The organism is Streptomyces sp. NPDC057697, assembly GCF_042799335.1.
Lineage (GTDB): Bacteria > Actinomycetota > Actinomycetes > Streptomycetales > Streptomycetaceae > Streptomyces.
This window is the reverse complement of the sequence record NZ_JBHVJA010000001.1, coordinates 542,558-560,894: the sequence shown is the minus strand read 5'-3', so window position 1 is coordinate 560,894 and position 18,337 is coordinate 542,558. Positions and strand designations below refer to the sequence as shown.

The window sequence follows — 18,337 nt, the reverse complement described above, 5'->3', positions numbered from 1 at the left end:
AGCCGCGTTCGTGCAACGGCCGGGGTACGACAGCAGACTCATGAACATGCCGCCGCGGGTCAGGGCGGCTCGGATCGTCCTGTTCTTGCTGGCCGGCATCCTGATCATTACGGGGCTGGCTGCGCTCGCCCAAGCAGATGCGGCACAGAGTTCCCTCGACCCCTATCGAGGTTCTTCAGGCCTTATGAGCTCCGCCGTTTACGAGGCGGAGCAGACAGCGGCAGCCCAGATGACGATTGCACAGGCCGGATTGGCGCAGGGCGTCGTCTACGCCGTCATCGCACTTGTTCTCGCGGCACGGTTCGGTAAGGGCAGCAACATCCTTCGCATCGGGACGATCGTCTACGGCGCCTGGCACTGTGCTATTGGCACCTATACGTTGGGTGTCACCGGCAGCGCTGCCCCAACCGCCATGCTCATGGCTTCCCTTTCAGAGCTGGGAGCTGGTGTCGCGCTGATCGTCTTCATGGCTCAGAAGGAAAGCGTGGCGTGGTTCAGTCGCCCACGCCGCTGAACCACGCCACGGCACAGCCGAGACGCACATCTTTGCAGCGCGTACGGCAACTCGGTTCACACCAGTGCTGGAACAGGCCGTGCAAGCCCTGACGAGGCGCGGCCCCCAGCTCGTCTGGTGAGAGAGGACAAAGGGGAGACGATGTTGGCGGGACTGGGCCTGGTAGCTGTCGAATCGGATTTCTACCGCCGTTTTCTGACACGGCCGCCTTCGACTGCTGAATGTGTCGGGGACCTCATGGGCCTGTCCGTGGAGGATGCCCGCCTTGTCGCAGAGCGACTCCTGTCCCTGGGCTTGCTTGCCGGGACGGCAGAGGGGAAGCTGCGTGCCGTCCATCCAGTACTGGCCTGTCATCCCTTGTTGGAGCGTGCCGAACTGCGTCTGGCACGTCAGCAGAAAGAGCTCGAGCTGGGCCGCGCTGAGGTCGATGAGTTGGCCTCCGAGACCGGCCCGACGGGGGACTCCTCCCTCGCCGAGGCGGAGGTGCACCGTGGAGCCGATGCGGCTTGGTCGTTTCTGGAGAGGGTCGCGGCCACAGCATCGACCGTACGGTGCATGGCCGCTGCGGGGGCAGCACCAGGAGTGGGGGAGACCTCCGACTACGCGGCGATCAGCAAGTTGGCAGCCTTTACAGCCCAGCGCGGCACTGACGTCCAACTCCTGCTCCTGGAAAGCATCGACATCCTGCCGAGCCTGATGGACGGCGCTCGCGCAATGGCCGCAGCCGGCGTTGAGATCCGCACCGTGCCCACGCTGCCCGTCTGGACATTCATCATCGACGACGAATACGTCGCCACGGCTCTGGACCCCGCTGACAATCAGGAGGGAGTTCTGATCGCCCGCACGCCGGGGGCGGTCGCGGCCGCAGTCGATCTGTTCTCCCGCCACTGGCGGGGAGCCGCGCCGCTTGCCCCGTCCGATCAGCCGACTGCCCGTGACGTGATGCAGAAGCATCGCGATCTTCTCGCGATGCTCGCCGATGAGGTGAAGGACGAGACGATCGCACGGCGCCTCGGCGTCTCGAAGACGACCGCTCGACGACGTATCAAAGACCTCGTCTGCGAGTTCGAAGTGAAGAACCGGACTCAACTGGTGCTCAGAGCCTGTCGGATGGGTCTGCTCGACTGAGTTGGACTGCGAAGCCAGGAGGGCGGATTCAGTGCCCCGTTCCCTGCTCGCTCAACGATCTTGGTCACCTGTGCTCATGCGAGAGCTGCCCAAGTGAATCTGCACAGGCGTATCCGGAGGGCGCCTTACTGTGGTGACAGACCGCAGGCCGCAGCGTTCGAACGCGCCGCCGGGCACCACAGCGCGGTTCATTCCACCACTGTCGAGAGGCCGCTCATGTCCACACGCATGTCCGTAAGCCCCATCAAAGCGACCTTCGAAGGCGCGACTCCCTAGGCCCTGTCTTCGAACTGCCGTCTGCCGTGTGACGCCCGGCACGCACGCTCGCCGTGTTGTCGGAGTCGGCCCCGTGCATCCAGTACGGGGACGATCCTCCGCCTTGCATCCCACGCACCGGACGCCGCACGGCCCGGCCTCCGGCCGGACGACCGCAGTTCGAAGACAGAGCCCTAGCGGCCTCTCTCGGCGGCATCCTCACACGCCGAAGTGCGATTTCTGTCGGTCCGGACAACGGCCAGCGGCAGCGTCGCGCACGCGCAGAGCATGCCAAAGGCTGGGGTCCAGTTCGACGGCACTGATTGCGGCGCACCTCATCACGACAGTTCTTCCTACCGAAATGATCCCCATACGCATGACTCCCAGGGAGGAGCGACGTTCATGCGAGAAACCCCACTTGTTCTCAGCCTCGGCTTGGCCCTGGTGGCCGCAGCCGGCATCGGCTATCTGGTTCTTCGGGGCGACCCGCCACCCCCAACGACAGAAGCCGGCAAGCCGTCAAGTGCCCGCGCCCTGCCGTACAAGCCGGGGGGTTCCCCGCCCGCCCAAGCCACCGACGTGGTGAAGGACTTGACCTCAAGGGACGCTGACACTCAGCGCGCAGCCCTCACGCCCGAATTGGAGAAGGCCCTGGGCGCTGGTCGGCTTCTTTCCGAAGGAACCCGGATCGATCTGGCAGAGGGCACCTGGCACGAGGCCAACGGCTACGCCAACGTGCAGGCCGCTTTGTCCAAGCCCGGTGAAGCCGCCCAGCACGTTCTCATCGGGTTCGCCAAGAGGAGCACCGGTTGGCGCATCACCGTCATGGAGGTCGTCAAGTGACCGGGCGCTCGCTCCTTGCGCGCATTATCGCGCTGTGTGCAACCCTGGCGGCGCTCCTTGGCCTTGGCGTGACACTGCCCACGTCGGCGGTTGCTGCCCCTGGTCCCTGTTCGGCCGGCAGGAAAGTCGTGCAGGTGGAACCACACGGGCCGTTGGCCAAGAGCACGCCTGTCCTCTTCGTGCACGGCATCGCCTCTGGAGCCGAAACCTGGGGTGAAACGAAGGCATCCTTTCCCGCGAGCGTCGCCAGACTCTCCCGCGTCACGGCATGGACCTATGACTACTCCGCCGCCCAGCCGGAATGGGTGACCGACAGACGCATCGGTCCGCAGCTCGCGGATGCCATCAACTGCCTGGCACGTATCGCCGGACACAAGGTCATCGTCGTCGCGCACTCCATGGGTGGTCTGGCCACCCAGTACGCGGCATCCCGGCCGAATGGTCAACTCGGTGGCAAAACACGGCAGAACATCGCCGAGGTCATCACTATTGGAACGCCGACACTCGGCTCCGAGATCATCACTGCCCTCCAAACGGCCACGGACCTGCTCAGCATCTCCCGCCACCCTCTAGGTGTGACGCTCGACGCCCTGCTCAGCTTCTGTGCGGGCTATGACATGACGCATGAAGACGACATGTGCTCAATATTCACCGCGCTCAGGTCGCCCCAAGGGCGTGCGCTGAGGTACAAGTCGGGCCAGATCAGGAAACTGCCACCTTGGCCCAGAGAAGTTCCCGTTCTTGCGATTGCAGGCAGCATCAAGTTCGTTCTTCCCTCAGGGCCGTTCAAAGTCAAGTCTCCGCCCGAAGTGGAACTCGGGGACCTGGCCGTCACTCTCGACTCCGCCACCGCCTACACGAACCGCACTGGCAAGCCACACATCCTGACCTGCCGTGCAAGCGGCATCAAGGTGTTTGTGAGTGGCTGCATGCACAGCTACATCAAGACCCACCCCAGAGTCGTGGGTACGGTGATTAAACAGATCGTAGATCTCCGGGGCACACAACCCGTTAAACCTGTCGACAGCAACCCGTGTCCCACCCGCGCTGCGCTCAAGTCCGCGATCGGCGGCACCGTGCAAGGCTCCTCCGAAGTGCACCTGGGAAGTTACAAGTGCTACCCCGGGTGGTCAGCCGTTGTCTGGGGCGACACGCCCGCCACGGACTCCGTGACCATTACCGTCTTCACCCGCACGGCCGGCCGCCTCGAACCGGTCACTCACCTCGATCCCGTCCTGGGGGACGACCAGGACCCTGACTGGGTGCGTGACTGCGGTCGACTACGCACCATGAAACCCCCTGCCGCGCTGCTTCAATTCACCGGCTGCCCAGCCAGCTTCCAACAGCCGACCACCAGCGTCGACGGCGCCGCAGCTCTGCGGCTCATCGAGCGGCAGAGCTTCAGCACCACCGTCACTGCGGACGCGATCACCCGCATGCGGGGTCCGCTGCGTGCCGTCCAGGCATCATGTGTCGGCAGCGCCAACGGCAACTGCGTCAGCGTGTTCTTCTTCTACGGAAACCGATACGTGGGCCAGGCGTCCGGAGCCAGCCAGCTCCGCGTCACCTCACAGAACGGCTCCGAAGTCACACTCACGCGGCCGATCTTCAAGGACGCCGATCCCACCTGCTGCCCCACCGGTGGAACCGAGACGCATAGCGTCCGATGGTCGGGCAGTGCCGTTGTGGCCAACCCGGCCTTGCCCTATTTCGAGCGGACGAACGAACAACTGTAGGCCGCCCCGTGCGGACGGACTCGACCAGGTCGGCGATCCGACTCTCTGCTGCCGCATCTGGCGATGTAGCGGTGACTGCAAAGCCTGTGGCGGCTACCGCTGTCACGTTTCAAGATGAAAAGGAGAACTCTCATGGCCCGATGCAAGTCATGTCCTGACAAGAAGGGCGAGTGTCGCAAGTGCAAGGGCACCGGAAAGATCGACGGCTTCCCCTTCCCGCGAGACTGCAACAAGTGCGGCGGGGACGGCGTCTGCAGCTCGTGCAACGGCGATGGATACAACTTGGGCTGGTAGCCCATTGAGTTGGACCTGACGGAGAAGGGAGGCGGGCAGCCGTTCTTTGGCGGCCCGCCTCCGGTCAACAGGGTTGGCGGTTGACCAACCGGTGCAATTCGATCGTCTCGAGGGGCCACGTGCGATCGGACGGCTCATCGAGGTGTTCGAGACGCTCTCTTGCGGAGCCGGGCATGAAGGCCCGCGTGGCCCACGTCGTCGACTACCCTCTCGGCGGCCGGCAAGTGGGCATGGCGGGTCGGGCGGGCGGCTTCGGAAAGCGGTGGCTCACCCGGGCCCTCGTACCCGCGGGGCGTTCGCGCGTCGCGGACCCGGCTCGCCGGGAAGGGCCCGGAACGGCTACGACGGCTTGCGGTGTTCGGGGGTGGGGGCAGGGGCCGGAGTGGTGGTGGGTTCGGTGGCCTTGAGGTCGGCCGGTAGTTCGGCCTGGCCCGCCAGTACGCCGGACAGGATGCTCCGGGCGACCCGTAGCAACTCCGACACCTGCGGATTGGCCATCGAGTAGTAGACGGCCGAGCCCTCCCGGCGGGGGACGACGAGGTTGGCGCGGCGGAGCACGGCCAGTTGCTGGGAGAGGTGGGCCGCCTCCACGCCGATCTCGGTCAGCATCTCGGAGACGGCGTACTCCCGCTCGCTCAGGAGCTCAAGCACCCTGATCCGCACCGGGTGGCCCAGCGTCTTGAAGAACTCGGCCTTCAGCTGGTACAGCGGGGCGCTCACCGCGCCCGCTCCGCGACCGGAGCGGCCGCCGGGACGGCGGACGGCCGCTGTCGTGCGTGCACCGTGCATCGCATCCACCCAAGACTCTTCACCATGAGGACATCCTCGCGCCCTCACACCGGCGTGATGACTTCGGGAACGCCCAAGATTATCAACGCGGGAGCCGTCCTCGTCAGCCGTGGCGGGCCGGGAGCGCGGGTCAGGCCTTCTTGACCACGCTGGACTTGAGCTGCATGGGGCCGAAGCCGTCGACCTTGCAGTCGATGTCGTGGCCGTCCACACCGTCGACGAGGCGGATGTTGCGCACCTTCGTACCGGCCTTGATGCCGCTCGGGCTGCCCTTGACCTTCAGGGTCTTGATCACGGTGACGGTGTCGCCGTCGGTGAGCACATTGCCGACCGCGTCCCTGATCCCGGCGGCCGCGCCCTCGCCCGCGGGTTCGGCGGCGGCGGGTGACCACTCGTGGCCGCACTCGGGGCAGACCAGGAGCGCGCTCATCTCGTAGGTGTGGACGCCGGAGCACGCGGGGCAGGGCGGCAGCGTCTCGGTCATGTCGTTCATGGTCTTCCTTGTTTCGTCAGCTGTTCGGTCGGTGCTGGGTGCTGTTCGTGTCAGGCCGGGTGCGGGGGCGTCCGCAGGGGGAGGGTGATCCAGATGCTCTTGCCCATGCCGTCCGCGTCGCCCCGGACGACCGCGGTCCCGCCCAGGCCGAGGGTGAGCTCCATGATCGTGCCCAGCCCGCCGCAACCGGTTCCGGTGACCGCCGACAGGAGCGGGGGCTGGTACGGGTGGCGGTCGTGGACGGCGAACGCGAACGTGTCCTGGCCGGCCGCGTAGATCACGGTGATGTCGGGGGAGAGCAGGGCCGCGTGGCGGACGCTGTTGGTGACCAGCTCGGAGAGGATCAGCAGCGCCGGATCCACGGCCGGATGGTGCCGGACGATGCCCCACTCCGCGAAGACCTGCTCGGTGGTCTCCCGGGCGATCCGTACGGCCTGGCCCATCGCGGGCAGGGTCAGGACGTGCCGCAGGGGCAGGGCGTCGGGCCGCCCGCTCACCGGACGGCCTCGGCGGTGCCGGAGGCGCCGGGCAGGACCCCGGCCCGGCGCAGGTGGGCGCGGGCCCCGGCGATGGCCTCGGGCGTGGTGGCGTACTCCCGGCCCTCCCGCCGCAGCAGGTCCAGCGCGCCGACCGATTCCAGGGTCCGGCGCTGGTCGGGGCGCAGGCCGGAGGTCATCACGGCTATGCCGCGCCGGTTCAGCTTCTCCACGGCGTCCTTGAGGACCAGGGCGCCGGTGGCGTCCATCGTGGACACCCGCGACAGGCGCAGGATCACCACCCGGACGTCGGCGACCTCGCTCAGCTCCAGCAGGAAGCGGTGCGCACCGGCGAAGAACAGCGGCCCGTCGATCCGGTACGCGACGATGTGCTCGGCGAGCAGCGCGTGTTCCTCCTCGCTGTGCTCGCCCGGCAGGTCCGCCCTGAAGTCGACCTGCTCCATCCGGGCCTGACCGGCGACCGCCCGCAACGCCAGCGCGCCCGCCACGGCCAGGCCGATGATCACCGCGTACACCAGGTCGAGGACGAGCGTGGCGGCGGCCGTCAGTACCAGCACGATCGCGTCCGAGCGGGTCGCACGCGCCATCGCCCGCAGCGAGCCGACCTCCACCATCCGGATCGCGGTCGCCAGCAGCACCCCGGCCAGGGCGGCCAGCGGAATCCTGGAGACGAGCGGGGCGGCGGCGAAGACGATCACGGCCAGGACGGCGGCATGGGTGAGGGCGGCGAGCCGCGAGCCCGCGCCGGTCCGGACGTTCACGGCGGTACGGGCGATCGCCGCGGTGGCGGGGACCCCGCCGAACAGCGGGGCCGCCAGGTTGGCGATGCCCTGGCCGAACAACTCCTTGTCCGGATCGTGCTGCTGACCCACCGTCATGCCGTCTGCGACGGTCGCCGACAGCAGCGACTCCAGCGCGGCCAGCGCCGCGACCGCGACCGCCGGAGCCAGCAGCGACCCCAGCGCGGACAGGTCGAGGAAGCCGAGGGAGGGGGCGGGGAGCCCGGAGGGCAGGTCACCGATCGGGGCGGCCCCGTCCAGGTCGAAGAGCTGGGTCACCAGGGTGGCGGCGATCACCGCGACGATGGAGAACGGGATGGTGGGCCGCCACCGGGCGCCCAGCAGCATCACGGCCGCCACGCCCGCCGCGAGGGCGACGGCGGTCCACTGCGGAGCCCGTACGAACTCCTCGACCGCGCGCCAGGTCACCACCAGGACCTTGTCGCCCTCCGGCGTGGCCACGCCCAGTGCGTTCGGCACCTGCTGGAGGCCGATGACACAGGCGATGCCGAGCGTGAAGCCCTCGACCACCGGCGCCGGGATGTAGCGCATGTAACGTCCGGCCCTCAGCAGCGCCAGCACGATCAGCAGGGCGCCGGCCATCAGCCCGACCGTCAGCACCCCGCCCGGCCCGTACTGGGCCACGATCGGGACCAGCACCACCGTCATCGCCCCGGTCGGCCCGGACACCTGGAGGTTGGAACCACCGAACAGGGCCGCCAGCGCGCCGGCCACCACGGCGGTCGCCAGCCCGGCCTCGGCACCGAGCCCGGAGGAGACCCCGAAGCCCAGGGCGAGCGGCAGCGCGACGATCGCGACGGTCAGGCCGGCGAGCAGATCGCGACGCGGGTCGCGGCCCATGACCACGAAGTCGGCGCGGGCCGGCAGCAGGGAGGCGACCCGGTCCCAGGACCGGGCGAGCACGGTACTCACTCCGCCGCGACCTCGGCTTCCCGCAGTTCGGCCAGGAGTTCGTTCCGCCCGGCCAGCATCTCGGTCAGGATCCGGCGCGCGGCCCGCATCAGCTCCGCCACGTCCCCGCCGGACAGCTCGTACACCACGGTGGAGCCCTCCCTGACCGAGGTCACGATGCCGGAGCGGCGCAGCACGGCCAGCTGCTGGGAGAGCGTCGACGGCTCCACCTCGATCGCGGCCAGCAGATCCCGTACCGGCATCGGGCCGTCCTGCAACAGCTCCAGTACGCGTATGCGGACCGGGTGCCCGAGCATCCGGAAGAACTCGGCCTTGGCCTGGTACAGCGGAACCGGCACGGTCCTCGGACTCCCTTCACCGCCCCGGCTCCCGGGGCTCACTGGTGGTCGCGCCCACGGCTACCTGTGGACGCGACCACCCACAGCATGTAGTGAATTGCATAATTTCGCAATTGGTGGATTCGTGGAGAGGTCCGCCGGGCGCCGTCTGCCGGGCGCCGTTCGCCGTCCGTTGTGCGTTGCGCGGGCGTCGTGGGTGCGCCGCGTGACGTGCCGGTGTCAGTCCGGCACGATGATCAGCTTGCCGCGCACATGACCGCCCGCGCTCTCCCGGTGGGCGTCGGCCGCCTGGGACAGGGGGTACGTCCGGGCCACGGAGAGGGTGAGTTCGCCGCTCGTGACCAGTGCGGCCGCCCGCTCAAGGCGCTCGCGGACCGCGTCGGGGCCCGCGAAGGCGAAGCGCACGCCGTGTTCCGCCGCCCGGTGGTCGGCGATGGTGACCACGCGCTCCGGCCCGCCCGTCAGCTCGACGAGCGCGGGCAGCGAGCCCTTCCCGGCGGCGTCGAACGCCGCGTCCACGCCCTGTGCGGCGATGGCGCGGACCCGCTCGGCCAGCCCCTCGCCGTACGTCACGGGCGTGGCGCCGAGCGAGCGCAGATAGGTGTGGTTGTGGGCGCCGGCGGTCCCGATCACGGTCGCGCCGAGATGCCTGGCGAGCTGTACGGCCACCGAGCCGACACCACCGGCCGCCCCGTCCACGAGCACGGTCTCCCCGGCCTTCACCCCGAGGTCCGCGAGGACCTGGTACGCCGTGTTGACGGCCACCGGCAGCCCGGCCGCGATCTCCCAGGGCACCCCCTCGGGCTTCCGGGCGAGCTGTGCCGCGGGCGCCAGTGCGAACCCGGCGTAGCCGCCGGAGCCGATCGGACCGAAGACCTCGTCGCCCACGGCGAAGCCGCCCGTGCCGGAGCCGGTCACGCCCGGACCGGTCTCCGCGACGACACCGGCCACGTCGCCGCCGGGCACCGAGGGGAACTCCACCGGCATCATCTCCGCGACGGCCCCGCTGCGCAGCTGCCAGTCCAGCGGATTCACCCCGGCGGCGCGGACCTCCAGCAGCACCTGCCCGGGACCCGGGCGGGGCATCTCGCGGTCCACCACGCGTAAGACCTCGGGGCCTCCGTACTCCGAGAACTCCACGGCGCGATACGTCCTGGTCATCTCTGCCCTCTTCCCTGTGGGTTTCAACTGATTCATGGGATATCTGACGCTCTGTCAAGTCTTGTGGTCAGGCTATCCGGTGGTGGCGGGAGGGGATCGGCGGGGGCGGCGTCGAGTGCTGGCCATTGATACCCCTGGGGGGTATATTCGCGATGCGCAGATACCCCCCTCCCGTATTGGAGTGCTTGCTATGGCCATGTCGGCTTCACCCGTCGCGTCGACCGACGCGCGGAGATGGTCCGCGCTCGCGCTGATCGCGCTGGCCCAGTTCATCGTCATCATGGACACGTCGATCATTGGCGTGGCCCTGCCCGAGATACAGACCGACCTGGGCTTCTCCCAGGAAGATCTGTCGTGGGTGTTCAACGCCTATGTCGTCGCCTTCGGCGGGCTGTTGCTGCTCGGCGGACGGCTCTCGGACCTGCTCGGCGCCAGACGCCTGTTCGGCGCCGGATGGGCCGTCCTCGCCGCGGGTTCGCTGACCGCGGGCCTCGCGGGTGAGGTCTGGGTCGAGCTGACCGGGCGGGCCCTCCAGGGCGTGGGCGCCGCGCTGATCGCCCCGTCCGCCCTCGCTCTGCTGATGACGCTCTTCGGCTCACGGCCCCAGGAGCTGGGGAAGGCCTTCGCCCTGTACGGTGCGGCCGCCCCGGCCGGTGGCACCGCCGGAGTCTTCCTCGGCGGGGTCGTCACGCAGTACGCCAGCTGGCCCTGGGTGTTCTGGATCAACATCCCCGTCGCCCTGATCGTCCTGGCCCTCACGCCCGCCCTCATGCCTTCGGGCGCCGGACGGCGCGGATCGATCGACCTGGCCGGCGCGGTCACCGTCACCGCGGGGCTGGCCGCCGCCGTCTACGCCGTCGTCCGCGCTCCCGAGACCGGCTGGGGTTCCGCCGAGACCTGGCTCGTCCTGGCGGCGGGCGCGGCGCTGATCGGCGCGTTCGTCGCGATCCAGGCCCGGCGGCGCGAACCGCTGATGCGGCCGGGGATCTGGCGGGCGCCCAACCTGGCCGGTGCCAACATCGCCCAGCTGCTCATGGCCGCCGCGTGGATACCCATGTGGTTCTTCCTCAACCTCTACCTGCAACAGGTCCTGGGACTGGGCGCGTTCGCCTCCGGCTCCGCGCTGCTGCCCATGACGGTCGCCATCATGATCATGATGATCGTGCTGGCACCGCGACTGATCTCCCGGTTCGGCCCCAAGCCGCTCGTGGTCATCGGGCTGTTCCTGCTCGGCGCGGGCATGTTCTGGCTCTCGCTCGCCCGTCCGGACGGGAACTTCCTCGTCGACGTCCTGCCCGCGTCGCTGCTCTCGGCGGTGGGCATGTCGCTGGCGTTCATCCCGTCGCTCGGCACCGCGCTCTCCGGCGCCCGTCCGGAGGAGGGCGGACTCGCCTCCGGGATCGTCAACACCAGCTACCAGGTCGGCTCCGCCCTCGGCCTCGCCGCCATGACCGCGATCGCCGCCGCGCACGGCGCCCGTGAGCCCGGAGACCCGGTGGCCCTCACCAACGGCTTCTCCGCCGCCTTCCTCGGAGCCGCGGCCCTCGCCGTGGCCGGTGGCCTCGCCGCCCTGGTGACCCTGCGCAGCGCGCCGGCGGTCGCCGGGGGCGCGGACGGCGGCGGCGCGTCGGAGGAGGTCCCGGCCTGAAAGGGGCCGGGCCGCAAGGGGGCCGGCCCTGAAAAGGGGTCACGGCCTGAAAGGGGGTCACGGCCTGGAAGGGGGCGGCGGTTCGCCGGTGACCGGGGCCGGGCGGCGCCCCCTGCCGGGACGGAAGCCCGCCCCGGCGGCGGATGCCGCCCGCCGCCCTGCCCGGTCCGGCCGGTACGCGGCGGCCGGGCGTGGCCCGTGCTCGCCGTGCCCGGCGCGTTGACCGGGTCCGGCGCGTACCGGCCGGGCGTGGCCCGTACTCACCGCGCCCGGCGCGTACTTACCGGGCGTGCCCGTACTGACCAGGCGTGCCCGTGCTCACCGCCCCGGCGCGTACTGACCGCGCCCGGCGCGTACTCACCGAGCCCGGCCCGTACTGACCGCCCCCGGCGCGTACTCACCACGCCCGGCCCGTACTGACCACGCCCGGCGCGTACTCACCACGCCCGGCCCGTACTCACCGCCCCCGGCCCGCAGTCACCGCAGCCGGACGCGCACCGTGTGCGTGGCGCCGCGGCTTCCGCTCAGGTCGCCGTAGGTCAGGGTCACCGACGAGCCGGTCCGGACCGCGCTCACCGTGTCCGCCTTGGACAGCACGGACTTGACGGGTCGTCGCCAGGTGAGGGTGAGGCCGGTGACGGTACGGGACGGGTCGGAGACGGAGATCGTGGCGGTGCCGTCGCGCTTCTCGTGGATCTGGACGCAGACCGGCGCACTCGCCGTGACCTTGCCCGCCGTGCCCGCCTCCCAGAAGTTGACGCCGGTGAACCCGAGGGAGGGTACGCGGATGCCGGTGCGCCGGGCGTCGTTGGCGAGGATCTGGAGCCAGCCCCGGTCGGCCGCGCGGGCGGCGGTGCGCGCGCTGCTCGCGCCTGGCAGCAGGATGTACGCGTAGGTGGCGTCCGCCGGGTCGGTGCCGTGGTCCTGCCAGAGGGTGACGTAGCGGCGGGTGTTGGGCGCGGTGGTGCCGTCGTCGTTGATGTCCTTCCAGGCACCGGTGCGCTCCTCGCGCAGGGCGTGCAGCCTGGTGCCGCCGGGGAAGACGTACCCCGCGTGCCGGTCGAGATGGGCCCAGGTGGTGGTGCGGGTGGTGGTCCAGCCCTGGGTGGTGGGCTGTGCCCGGCCGTCGAGCAGCAGCCGCGGCGTGCCGCTCGCGCCGAGGCAGCGGTTGTCGACGACCGTCTCGACGCCCGCGCCGTCGGCGGAGGTGATGCCGGAGCCGAGGCAGACCACGCAGTCGTCCAGCCAGAACCACGACTTGCGGGCGTGCATCGTGCTCGCCAGGCCCTGGAGGTGCTGGCCGGTGGTGCCGAACTCGCCGTCCCCGGTGCCGCCGACCCACCGCGTGTCCGGCGTCGGGTTGGCCCAGGCGCCGCCCTGCCCGTCGGCGAGCTTCTTCCGGGAGACGGTGACGCCGGGCAGCCGGTACGGGTCGACGGTCGGCCAGTACGCGTCCGAGTACTGCTCCAGACCCGCGCCGTCGCCCCACCACTGGAGCCAGCCCGAGCCGGTGTGCCAGCCGCGCTTGTTCTCCCCGTTGCCGAACTCGTAGTGGGCGATCCGCTTGGAGGCCATGGAGAGACCGGCGCCCCAGCCGCGGCGGCGGTGGGTGACCCGGTCCATGTTGTGGAAGACGTGGTGCGCGGACGGCTCCGGGGACGCGGTGACGGCCGTGTCGTCCAGCAGGGTCTGCAACCGGGCGGTGTTCACCAGGCTCAGGGAGCCGGACTTCAGCGCCGGGGCGTAGTAGTCGCGCTTCAGCCAGCCCTTGACCATGGCGCGCCAGCGGGTGTTCTCCTCGGGGCCCGCGCCCATGCCGAGCAGCACGATCGAGGCCATGACGCCATGGGCGCGGGTGTGGTCGCTGGAGCCGACGCGGGTGATGCCGCGGCCCGAGACGTTGTCCATCATCAGGCCGTCGTAGATGAACGGGGCGATGGCCGCGTCGATGGTGTCGAGGAACTGCCGGCTGCCCGGGTCGGTGATCTCCCAGGTCGAGCCGCGCAGCAGGGCGAAGAGCCGCCCGAGCCCGTCGTTGAGGACCGCGCCGTAACCGCCGATGTAGGGGATGGAGGTGTGCTGGACGAAGGAGCCGTCCGGATAGAAGCCGTCGCCCGTCGTGACGTACGGGAAGACCGGCGAGAGCGCGGCGACCGCCAGTGCGATCTTGGCGGCGTCGGCGCCGACGATGCCGCGCAGGATGATGCCGCGGCACAGGTCGACCCGGTTGGCGCCGGTGCTGGTGCCGGTGTACGAGCCGACGGCGGAGTCGGGCAGGAAGGTGTCGATGGCCTTGCAGTAGGCGGCGCGCTGAGCGTCCGTCAGGTCGTCGTGGAGCAGCACACAGGTGTCCATCAGGGCCTGGGGCACGCCGATCTGCCAGTTCCACCAGTTCCCGTAGCGCGCGGTCGTCTCGTTGAAGACGTCGGCGTGGAGGTGGTCGAGGCCGGTGATGACCGCGTCCCGCAGGCCGGTGTCGCCGGTGACCCCGGTGCCGGGCTGGGAGTACGCCTCCGCCATGGTGCGCAGCCGGTTGTAGCCGGTGTTCATGTTGGCGGAGAAGCCGAACGACTCGGTGTCGGTGTCCGGGTCGGGGTCCAGATAGACCAGGTCCGGCCAGAGGGAGCCGCGCGCGGGGGCCATCGTGGAGCGGTAACCGGTTGCCTGCGCGCCGAGATCGGCGAGCTTGGACTTGAAGGGCTCGGCGGTCGGGCTGAAGCCGGTTCCCAGGTACAGATCACGCCACTTCGCGCGCAGGGCGGCGAATTCGTCGGCGGCGTCGGCGGCGCCGACGGCGTCCGGGAGGGCCGAGGGGGAGGCGGAGTCGGATGCGGAGGCGGCGGCCGGCAGGCCGAGGGCGAGCGCCGCACCGCCGCCCGTGGCCAGCAGGGCACGACGGGACCAGGCAGTTGTCATCGAAGCTCCGGAGGAAGAGTGAGCCCATGCGGGAATGCCAGAGTGGTAAGCGTTTTCTAGCATGGGGGCGTTGGGGGACTCAAGGGGTTGCCCGAGCCCTGGCCCACCCTTCCGACGGGGGAGTACGAGCTGCTGGACGCGGTCGCGCGGGCGGGTCACCCCGGCTGATCGGCCGGTGCCGGAACGAGTCCGTCCGCGATCAGCCCGGCGAGCACGGCGTCGCCGAGGGCCCGTACGGCGGACTGGGGACGGACCATCACCGTGAGCTCCTTGATCCGCCCGTCGTCGTCGAAGTGCAGCAGATCGATGCCGTGGATCTCCTTGCCGCCCGCCTCGGCGCGGAACACCAGGACCGCCGAGGGGGCGGCCGTGCCGTCGGTGCCGGTCTGCGCGGTGCCGGTGAACTCGCCGACGTAGCGGAAGTTCTCGAAGGTGCGCAGCAGGACCCCGAAGAGGCCCAGCACCATCGGCCTGCCCTCGAACGGGGTGAACTTCACCGGGCTGTAGAGGCGGACGTCGTCGGTGAGCAGCTCGTCGACGGCCGCCAGGTCGCGGTGGTCGACGGCGGCGCGGAATCGGTCTGCGGTGGTCATGTCCCACTCCTCCATAGTCATGAATGTGACTAGTCATTTTCTTGACTATCATGGTCGGCGCACCCGGCGACAGGGGCGGACGAGAAAAGCGGGAGGAGCCATCCGATGGCGCTGCGCCATGCCGTGCTGGCGGCACTGCTCGACGGAGAACTCAGCGGATACCAGCTGACCAAGGCCTTCGGCCTGGGCGTGGCCAACTTCTGGCACGCCCGACCGCAGCAGCTCTACGCCGAGTTGAAGCGGCTGGAGGGCGAGGGGGCCGTCGCGGGCCGCGAGGTCGTGCAGGAAGGCCGCCCCAACAAGCGCCTGTTCCGCGTCACGGACGACGGCCTGGCGGAGCTGGAACGCTTCACCGCCGCCTCCGCGAAGCCCTCCTTCATCCGTGACGACCTGCTCGTCAAGGTCCAGGCCGCAGACCATGTCGACGCCCGGACCCTGATCGCGCAGCTCACCGAGCGGGCCGCCGCCGCACAGGCCAGGATCGACCTCTTCGGGAACCTGCTGCGCACCATGCGCGGGGACCGCGCGGAGGAGGAGTTCCTGCTCCGGGGCGAGCGCGTCGGCCCCTATCTGACCTGCGTGCGCGGCCTGGCCTTCGAGGAGGGCAACCGGGACTGGTGCGAGCGGGTGGCCGCGGTCCTGGAAGCGCGGGAGCGGTCCCGCGCCCGGCACTGACCGCGCCCGCTCGGCGGACTCGCGGGAGCTGTTCGCATCAGCGGTCCCGCGCCCGGCACTGACCGCGCGGCGCGAGCGCTCCGTGGCCCCGGGCGACGGCCGGAGCGGGGGCCCCGGCGGCGGCCGCACCGCGAGCTGCCCCGTCCTGCTGTGCCCCGTCCCCCCTGCCGGTTCCGCCGCATCGCGGCGGCTCCCCTCCTGCTGCCCCGCCCTCCCGGCGGTTCGTCCGCGGCCGGGCCCCGGACGCCGAGGGCCCGGACGGCTCAGCCGCTTTGGGGCTGCGGGGTGTCGGGGAGCGGCTGCTCGGCCCAGATCGTCTTGCCGTGACGGGTGTAGCGGCTGCCCCAGCGGCTGGTGAGCTGGGCGACCAGATACAGGCCGCGCCCGCCCTCGTCGGTGAGCAGGGCCCGGCGCATACGGGGCTGGGTGGCGCTGGGGTCGGAGACCTCGCAGGTCAGCTGTCCGGCGCGGATCAGCCGTACCTCGACCGGGCCGCCCGCGTGGCGGATGGCGTTGGTGACCAGCTCGCTCAGCACCAGCTCGGTGGTGAAGACGAGCTCCTCCAGCCCCCACGCGCGCAGCTGCCGGGCCGCTTCCTGCCGGACCCGGGCGACGGCGACCGGATCCGCGTCCACCGGCCAGACCGCGGTGTTCCCGGACGGCACCGCATGGGTGCGGGCGAGCAGCAGGGTCACGTCGTCGGCGAGCTGGTGCGGGGGACGGGCGGAGATGATCTCCTGGCCGAGCTCCCGCAGCGGTGCGGTGGCGGCGCCGGTCCGGGACAGCCGGCGGCGCAGTTCGGCCATGCCCTCGTCGAGGTCGCTGTCGCGTCCCTCGATCAGCCCGTCGGTGTAGAGCACGAGGAGGCTGCCGGGCGTCAGTTCGACCTCGGTCACCTCGAAGGGCAGTCCGTTGACGCCCAGTGGCGGCCCGGGGTTCAGGGGGACGTACGAGACGGTCCCGTCCGGGTCCACGACGGCGGGCGGCGGGTGCCCGGCGGAGACCATCGCGCAGTACCGGGAGACCGGGTCGTAGACCGCGTACAGACAGGTGGCGCCGACCGGGTCGGCCCGGTGGCCGCCGTCCGGTCCGTCCTCGTCCGCCCCGTCCTCGTCCGACCGGGTGAGGCGGCTGGGCCGAACGGGTCCGCCGGGCCCGGTGGGTCCGCCCGGCTCCCCGGGCTCGTTGGGCTCGTCGCGGAGCTGGGAGACCAGGTCGTCGAGATGGACCATCAGCTCGTCCGGCTCCAGGTCGAGATCGGCGAGGGTGCGGACGGCGGTACGGAGCCGCCCCATGGTGGCGGTGGCCGCCAGCCCGTGGCCCACCACGTCCCCGGCGACCAGGGCGACCCGGGCGGAGGACAGCGGGATCACATCGAACCAGTCGCCGCCGACGCCGGTGGCGGTGTCGGCCGGAAGGTAGAAGCCGGAGGTCGTCACGGCGACGGTCTCGGCCTGCGCGGGCGGCAGCAGACTGCGCTGGAGGCCGACGGCGGCCCGGTGCTCCCGGGTGTAGCGGCGGGAGTTGTCCAGGGCGAGCGCCGCGCGGGCGGCGATCTCGCACAGGAGGTCCAGGTCGGCCGGTGTGTAGTCGGACCGCCCCGGGCCGCGCCGGACGGTCACCCGGCCGAGGAAGATGCCCCGGGCCCGCAGCGGGGCGGTCATCGACGCCGGGGCGTGCCCGACCGCGGGGGCGCAGCCGGCGTCGGCCGCGACCACGGACCCGGCCGGCACCTCGGCCGCCCGCTCCCCGGCCGCCGCGGTCCGGCGCAGCGGCAGCAGCCCGTCCTCGCCGGGGGCGGGCTCCTCGCCCCTGAACACCGCCTCCGCGATCTCCACCACGGCGAGGTCGGCCAGCCGGGGCACCAGCACGGCGGCCAGCTCCTCGCCGGTCCCGGCGACCGACAGCGAGCCGCCGACGGCCGCGGTGGCGTGGTGCAGGATCGCCAGGCGCTCGTCGGAACGGCGCTGCTCGGTGACGTCCGTGAACAGCGCGGTGACACCGAAGACCTGCCCGTCCGGCGCCTGGAGCCGGAACGCCGAGATGGCCATCACCGCCCCGTCGCCGGGGTCCTCGATGGTCCGTACCGTCTCCTCCGAGAGGATCAGCGGCCGCCCGGTCCGCAGCACCTCGCGCAGCCGCCCCTCGACCGCCGCCGCGCCATCGGGTTCGAGGAAGTCCCCCAGGCACCGGTGGCGCAGGTCGGGCAGGAGCCCGGTGTACGGCAGCAGATGGGTGTTGGTCCTGACCAGCCGCAGATCCGCGTCGAACACCGCGAGCCCCAGCCGGTCCTGGAGGAACAGCTCCCGGGTGAACGCCTGGTCCTGGCGCCAGCGGTCGACCGTCCCGGCCGGGGCCCAGAGCACGAAGTACCGGCCCGCGCCGGCGGCGGCCGCCAGCGGCAGCACATGGAAGACGACGCCCATGTCCTCGCCCCGGCCGGTGCGCACCAGGGCCTCGCCGTACCAGGCGGCCTCCGGGTGCCCGGCCCGCGCTTCGGCGCCGGTGGCCGGGGCCGCGAGCAGTTCGACGGCGGGACGGCCGCAGACCTGCTCGGCCGGGAGCGAGAACAGTTCCGCCGCCGCGGCCGTCCAGCCGATGATCACTCCGTCCGCGTCGAGCAGGGCCCCGGCCGCGCTGTCCGCGAACGGGAGCCCGCTGTGTCCGGGCACGCCCGGGAGGGTCTTGCCGTCCACCTGGTCCTCAGCTCCCTTTCCCGGCCCTGCCGGCGGCCCCGTGCCGCGC

15 protein-coding genes are annotated in these 18,337 nt (G+C 70.9%); 6 read left to right on the top strand and 9 right to left on the bottom strand.

Annotation, left to right across the window (positions count from 1 at the left end; translation table 11 throughout):
- Positions 1-40: 40 nt before the first annotated feature.
- The 4 genes from ACFVFH_RS02485 (at position 41) to ACFVFH_RS02470 (ending at position 4,476) form a co-directional block, all read left to right on the top strand.
- The gene (locus ACFVFH_RS02485; protein WP_383762285.1) at positions 41-514 is read left to right on the top strand and encodes a hypothetical protein; all 474 of its coding nucleotides are present in this window, start codon (positions 41-43) and stop codon (positions 512-514) included.
- Between the two features lie 141 nt (positions 515-655).
- Positions 656-1,642 carry a hypothetical protein gene (locus ACFVFH_RS02480; RefSeq protein ID WP_383762282.1) on the top strand — a complete coding sequence of 329 codons (987 nt, stop codon included), beginning with the start codon at positions 656-658 and terminating at the stop codon, positions 1,640-1,642.
- A 657-nt stretch (positions 1,643-2,299) separates the two neighbouring features.
- On the top strand, positions 2,300-2,740 hold the full coding sequence (locus ACFVFH_RS02475; protein WP_383762279.1) for a hypothetical protein: 441 nt from the start codon (positions 2,300-2,302) through the stop codon (positions 2,738-2,740).
- Positions 2,737-4,476 (top strand): alpha/beta fold hydrolase, encoded by a 1,740-nt coding sequence (locus ACFVFH_RS02470; RefSeq protein ID WP_383762276.1) that lies wholly within the window; start codon positions 2,737-2,739, stop codon positions 4,474-4,476. The genes ACFVFH_RS02475 and ACFVFH_RS02470 overlap by 4 nt, the downstream gene beginning before the upstream one ends.
- Before the next feature lie 633 nt (positions 4,477-5,109).
- Here the strand turns inward: ACFVFH_RS02470 and ACFVFH_RS02465 are convergent.
- From ACFVFH_RS02465 to ACFVFH_RS02440, 6 genes are all read right to left on the bottom strand, one after another.
- Complete coding sequence (locus tag ACFVFH_RS02465) at positions 5,110-5,490, bottom strand: ArsR/SmtB family transcription factor (RefSeq protein WP_383762273.1); 381 nt, start codon at positions 5,488-5,490, stop codon at positions 5,110-5,112.
- A 199-nt stretch (positions 5,491-5,689) separates the two neighbouring features.
- Entirely contained in the window at positions 5,690-6,043 is a 354-nt protein-coding gene (locus ACFVFH_RS02460) for a zinc ribbon domain-containing protein YjdM (RefSeq protein WP_383763510.1), read from the bottom strand.
- A 59-nt stretch (positions 6,044-6,102) separates the two neighbouring features.
- Positions 6,103-6,495: an ATP-binding protein gene (locus ACFVFH_RS02455; RefSeq protein ID WP_383763508.1), complete on the bottom strand. Its 393-nt coding sequence runs from the start codon at positions 6,493-6,495 to the stop codon at positions 6,103-6,105.
- A gap of 50 nt (positions 6,496-6,545) precedes the next feature.
- A complete protein-coding gene (locus tag ACFVFH_RS02450; protein ID WP_383762270.1) occupies positions 6,546-8,261 on the bottom strand; it encodes a SulP family inorganic anion transporter in 1,716 nt (571 codons plus the stop codon).
- A complete protein-coding gene (locus ACFVFH_RS02445) occupies positions 8,258-8,599 on the bottom strand; it encodes a metalloregulator ArsR/SmtB family transcription factor (protein ID WP_344509764.1) in 342 nt (113 codons plus the stop codon). Before ACFVFH_RS02445 ends, ACFVFH_RS02450 begins: the two co-directional genes overlap by 4 nt.
- Before the next feature lie 219 nt (positions 8,600-8,818).
- Entirely contained in the window at positions 8,819-9,760 is a 942-nt protein-coding gene (locus ACFVFH_RS02440) for an NADP-dependent oxidoreductase (protein WP_383762266.1), read from the bottom strand.
- A 196-nt stretch (positions 9,761-9,956) separates the two neighbouring features.
- Between ACFVFH_RS02440 and ACFVFH_RS02435 the strand changes: the two genes are divergently transcribed.
- Entirely contained in the window at positions 9,957-11,408 is a 1,452-nt protein-coding gene (locus ACFVFH_RS02435; protein WP_383762263.1) for an MFS transporter, read from the top strand.
- Between the two features lie 477 nt (positions 11,409-11,885).
- On the opposite strand, the gene ACFVFH_RS02430 is transcribed toward ACFVFH_RS02435, so the two are convergent.
- Positions 11,886-14,324, bottom strand: coding sequence for a polysaccharide lyase 8 family protein (locus ACFVFH_RS02430; protein ID WP_383762260.1), 2,439 nt, complete (start codon positions 14,322-14,324; stop codon positions 11,886-11,888).
- Between the two features lie 155 nt (positions 14,325-14,479).
- Complete coding sequence (locus tag ACFVFH_RS02425) at positions 14,480-14,917, bottom strand: nuclear transport factor 2 family protein (RefSeq protein WP_383762257.1); 438 nt, start codon at positions 14,915-14,917, stop codon at positions 14,480-14,482.
- Positions 14,918-15,022: 105 nt separating this feature from the next.
- On the opposite strand from ACFVFH_RS02425, the gene ACFVFH_RS02420 reads away from it, so the two are divergent.
- Positions 15,023-15,592: a PadR family transcriptional regulator gene (locus tag ACFVFH_RS02420; protein ID WP_383762254.1), complete on the top strand. Its 570-nt coding sequence runs from the start codon at positions 15,023-15,025 to the stop codon at positions 15,590-15,592.
- 263 nt (positions 15,593-15,855) lie between these two features.
- Here ACFVFH_RS02420 and ACFVFH_RS02415 read toward each other — a convergent pair whose 3' ends face one another.
- A complete protein-coding gene (locus ACFVFH_RS02415; RefSeq protein WP_383762252.1) occupies positions 15,856-18,288 on the bottom strand; it encodes a SpoIIE family protein phosphatase in 2,433 nt (810 codons plus the stop codon).
- Positions 18,289-18,337 lie beyond the last annotated feature (49 nt).

What these genes read in the sequence shown, in the direction of transcription:
- ACFVFH_RS02485 (WP_383762285.1), top strand. Translation starts at nt 41, where the DNA reads ATGAACATGCCGCCGCGGGTCAGGGCGGCTCGGATCGTCCTGTTCTTG.
- ACFVFH_RS02480 (WP_383762282.1), top strand. Translation starts at nt 656, where the DNA reads ATGTTGGCGGGACTGGGCCTGGTAGCTGTCGAATCGGATTTCTACCGC.
- ACFVFH_RS02475 (WP_383762279.1), top strand. Translation starts at nt 2,300, where the DNA reads ATGCGAGAAACCCCACTTGTTCTCAGCCTCGGCTTGGCCCTGGTGGCC.
- ACFVFH_RS02460 (WP_383763510.1), bottom strand. Translation starts at nt 6,043, where the DNA reads ATGACCGAGACGCTGCCGCCCTGCCCCGCGTGCTCCGGCGTCCACACC.
- ACFVFH_RS02455 (WP_383763508.1), bottom strand. Translation starts at nt 6,495, where the DNA reads ATGGGCCAGGCCGTACGGATCGCCCGGGAGACCACCGAGCAGGTCTTC.
- ACFVFH_RS02440 (WP_383762266.1), bottom strand. Translation starts at nt 9,760, where the DNA reads ATGACCAGGACGTATCGCGCCGTGGAGTTCTCGGAGTACGGAGGCCCC.
- ACFVFH_RS02435 (WP_383762263.1), top strand. Translation starts at nt 9,957, where the DNA reads ATGTCGGCTTCACCCGTCGCGTCGACCGACGCGCGGAGATGGTCCGCG.
- ACFVFH_RS02430 (WP_383762260.1), bottom strand. Translation starts at nt 14,324, where the DNA reads ATGACAACTGCCTGGTCCCGTCGTGCCCTGCTGGCCACGGGCGGCGGT.
- ACFVFH_RS02425 (WP_383762257.1), bottom strand. Translation starts at nt 14,917, where the DNA reads ATGACCACCGCAGACCGATTCCGCGCCGCCGTCGACCACCGCGACCTG.
- ACFVFH_RS02420 (WP_383762254.1), top strand. Translation starts at nt 15,023, where the DNA reads ATGGCGCTGCGCCATGCCGTGCTGGCGGCACTGCTCGACGGAGAACTC.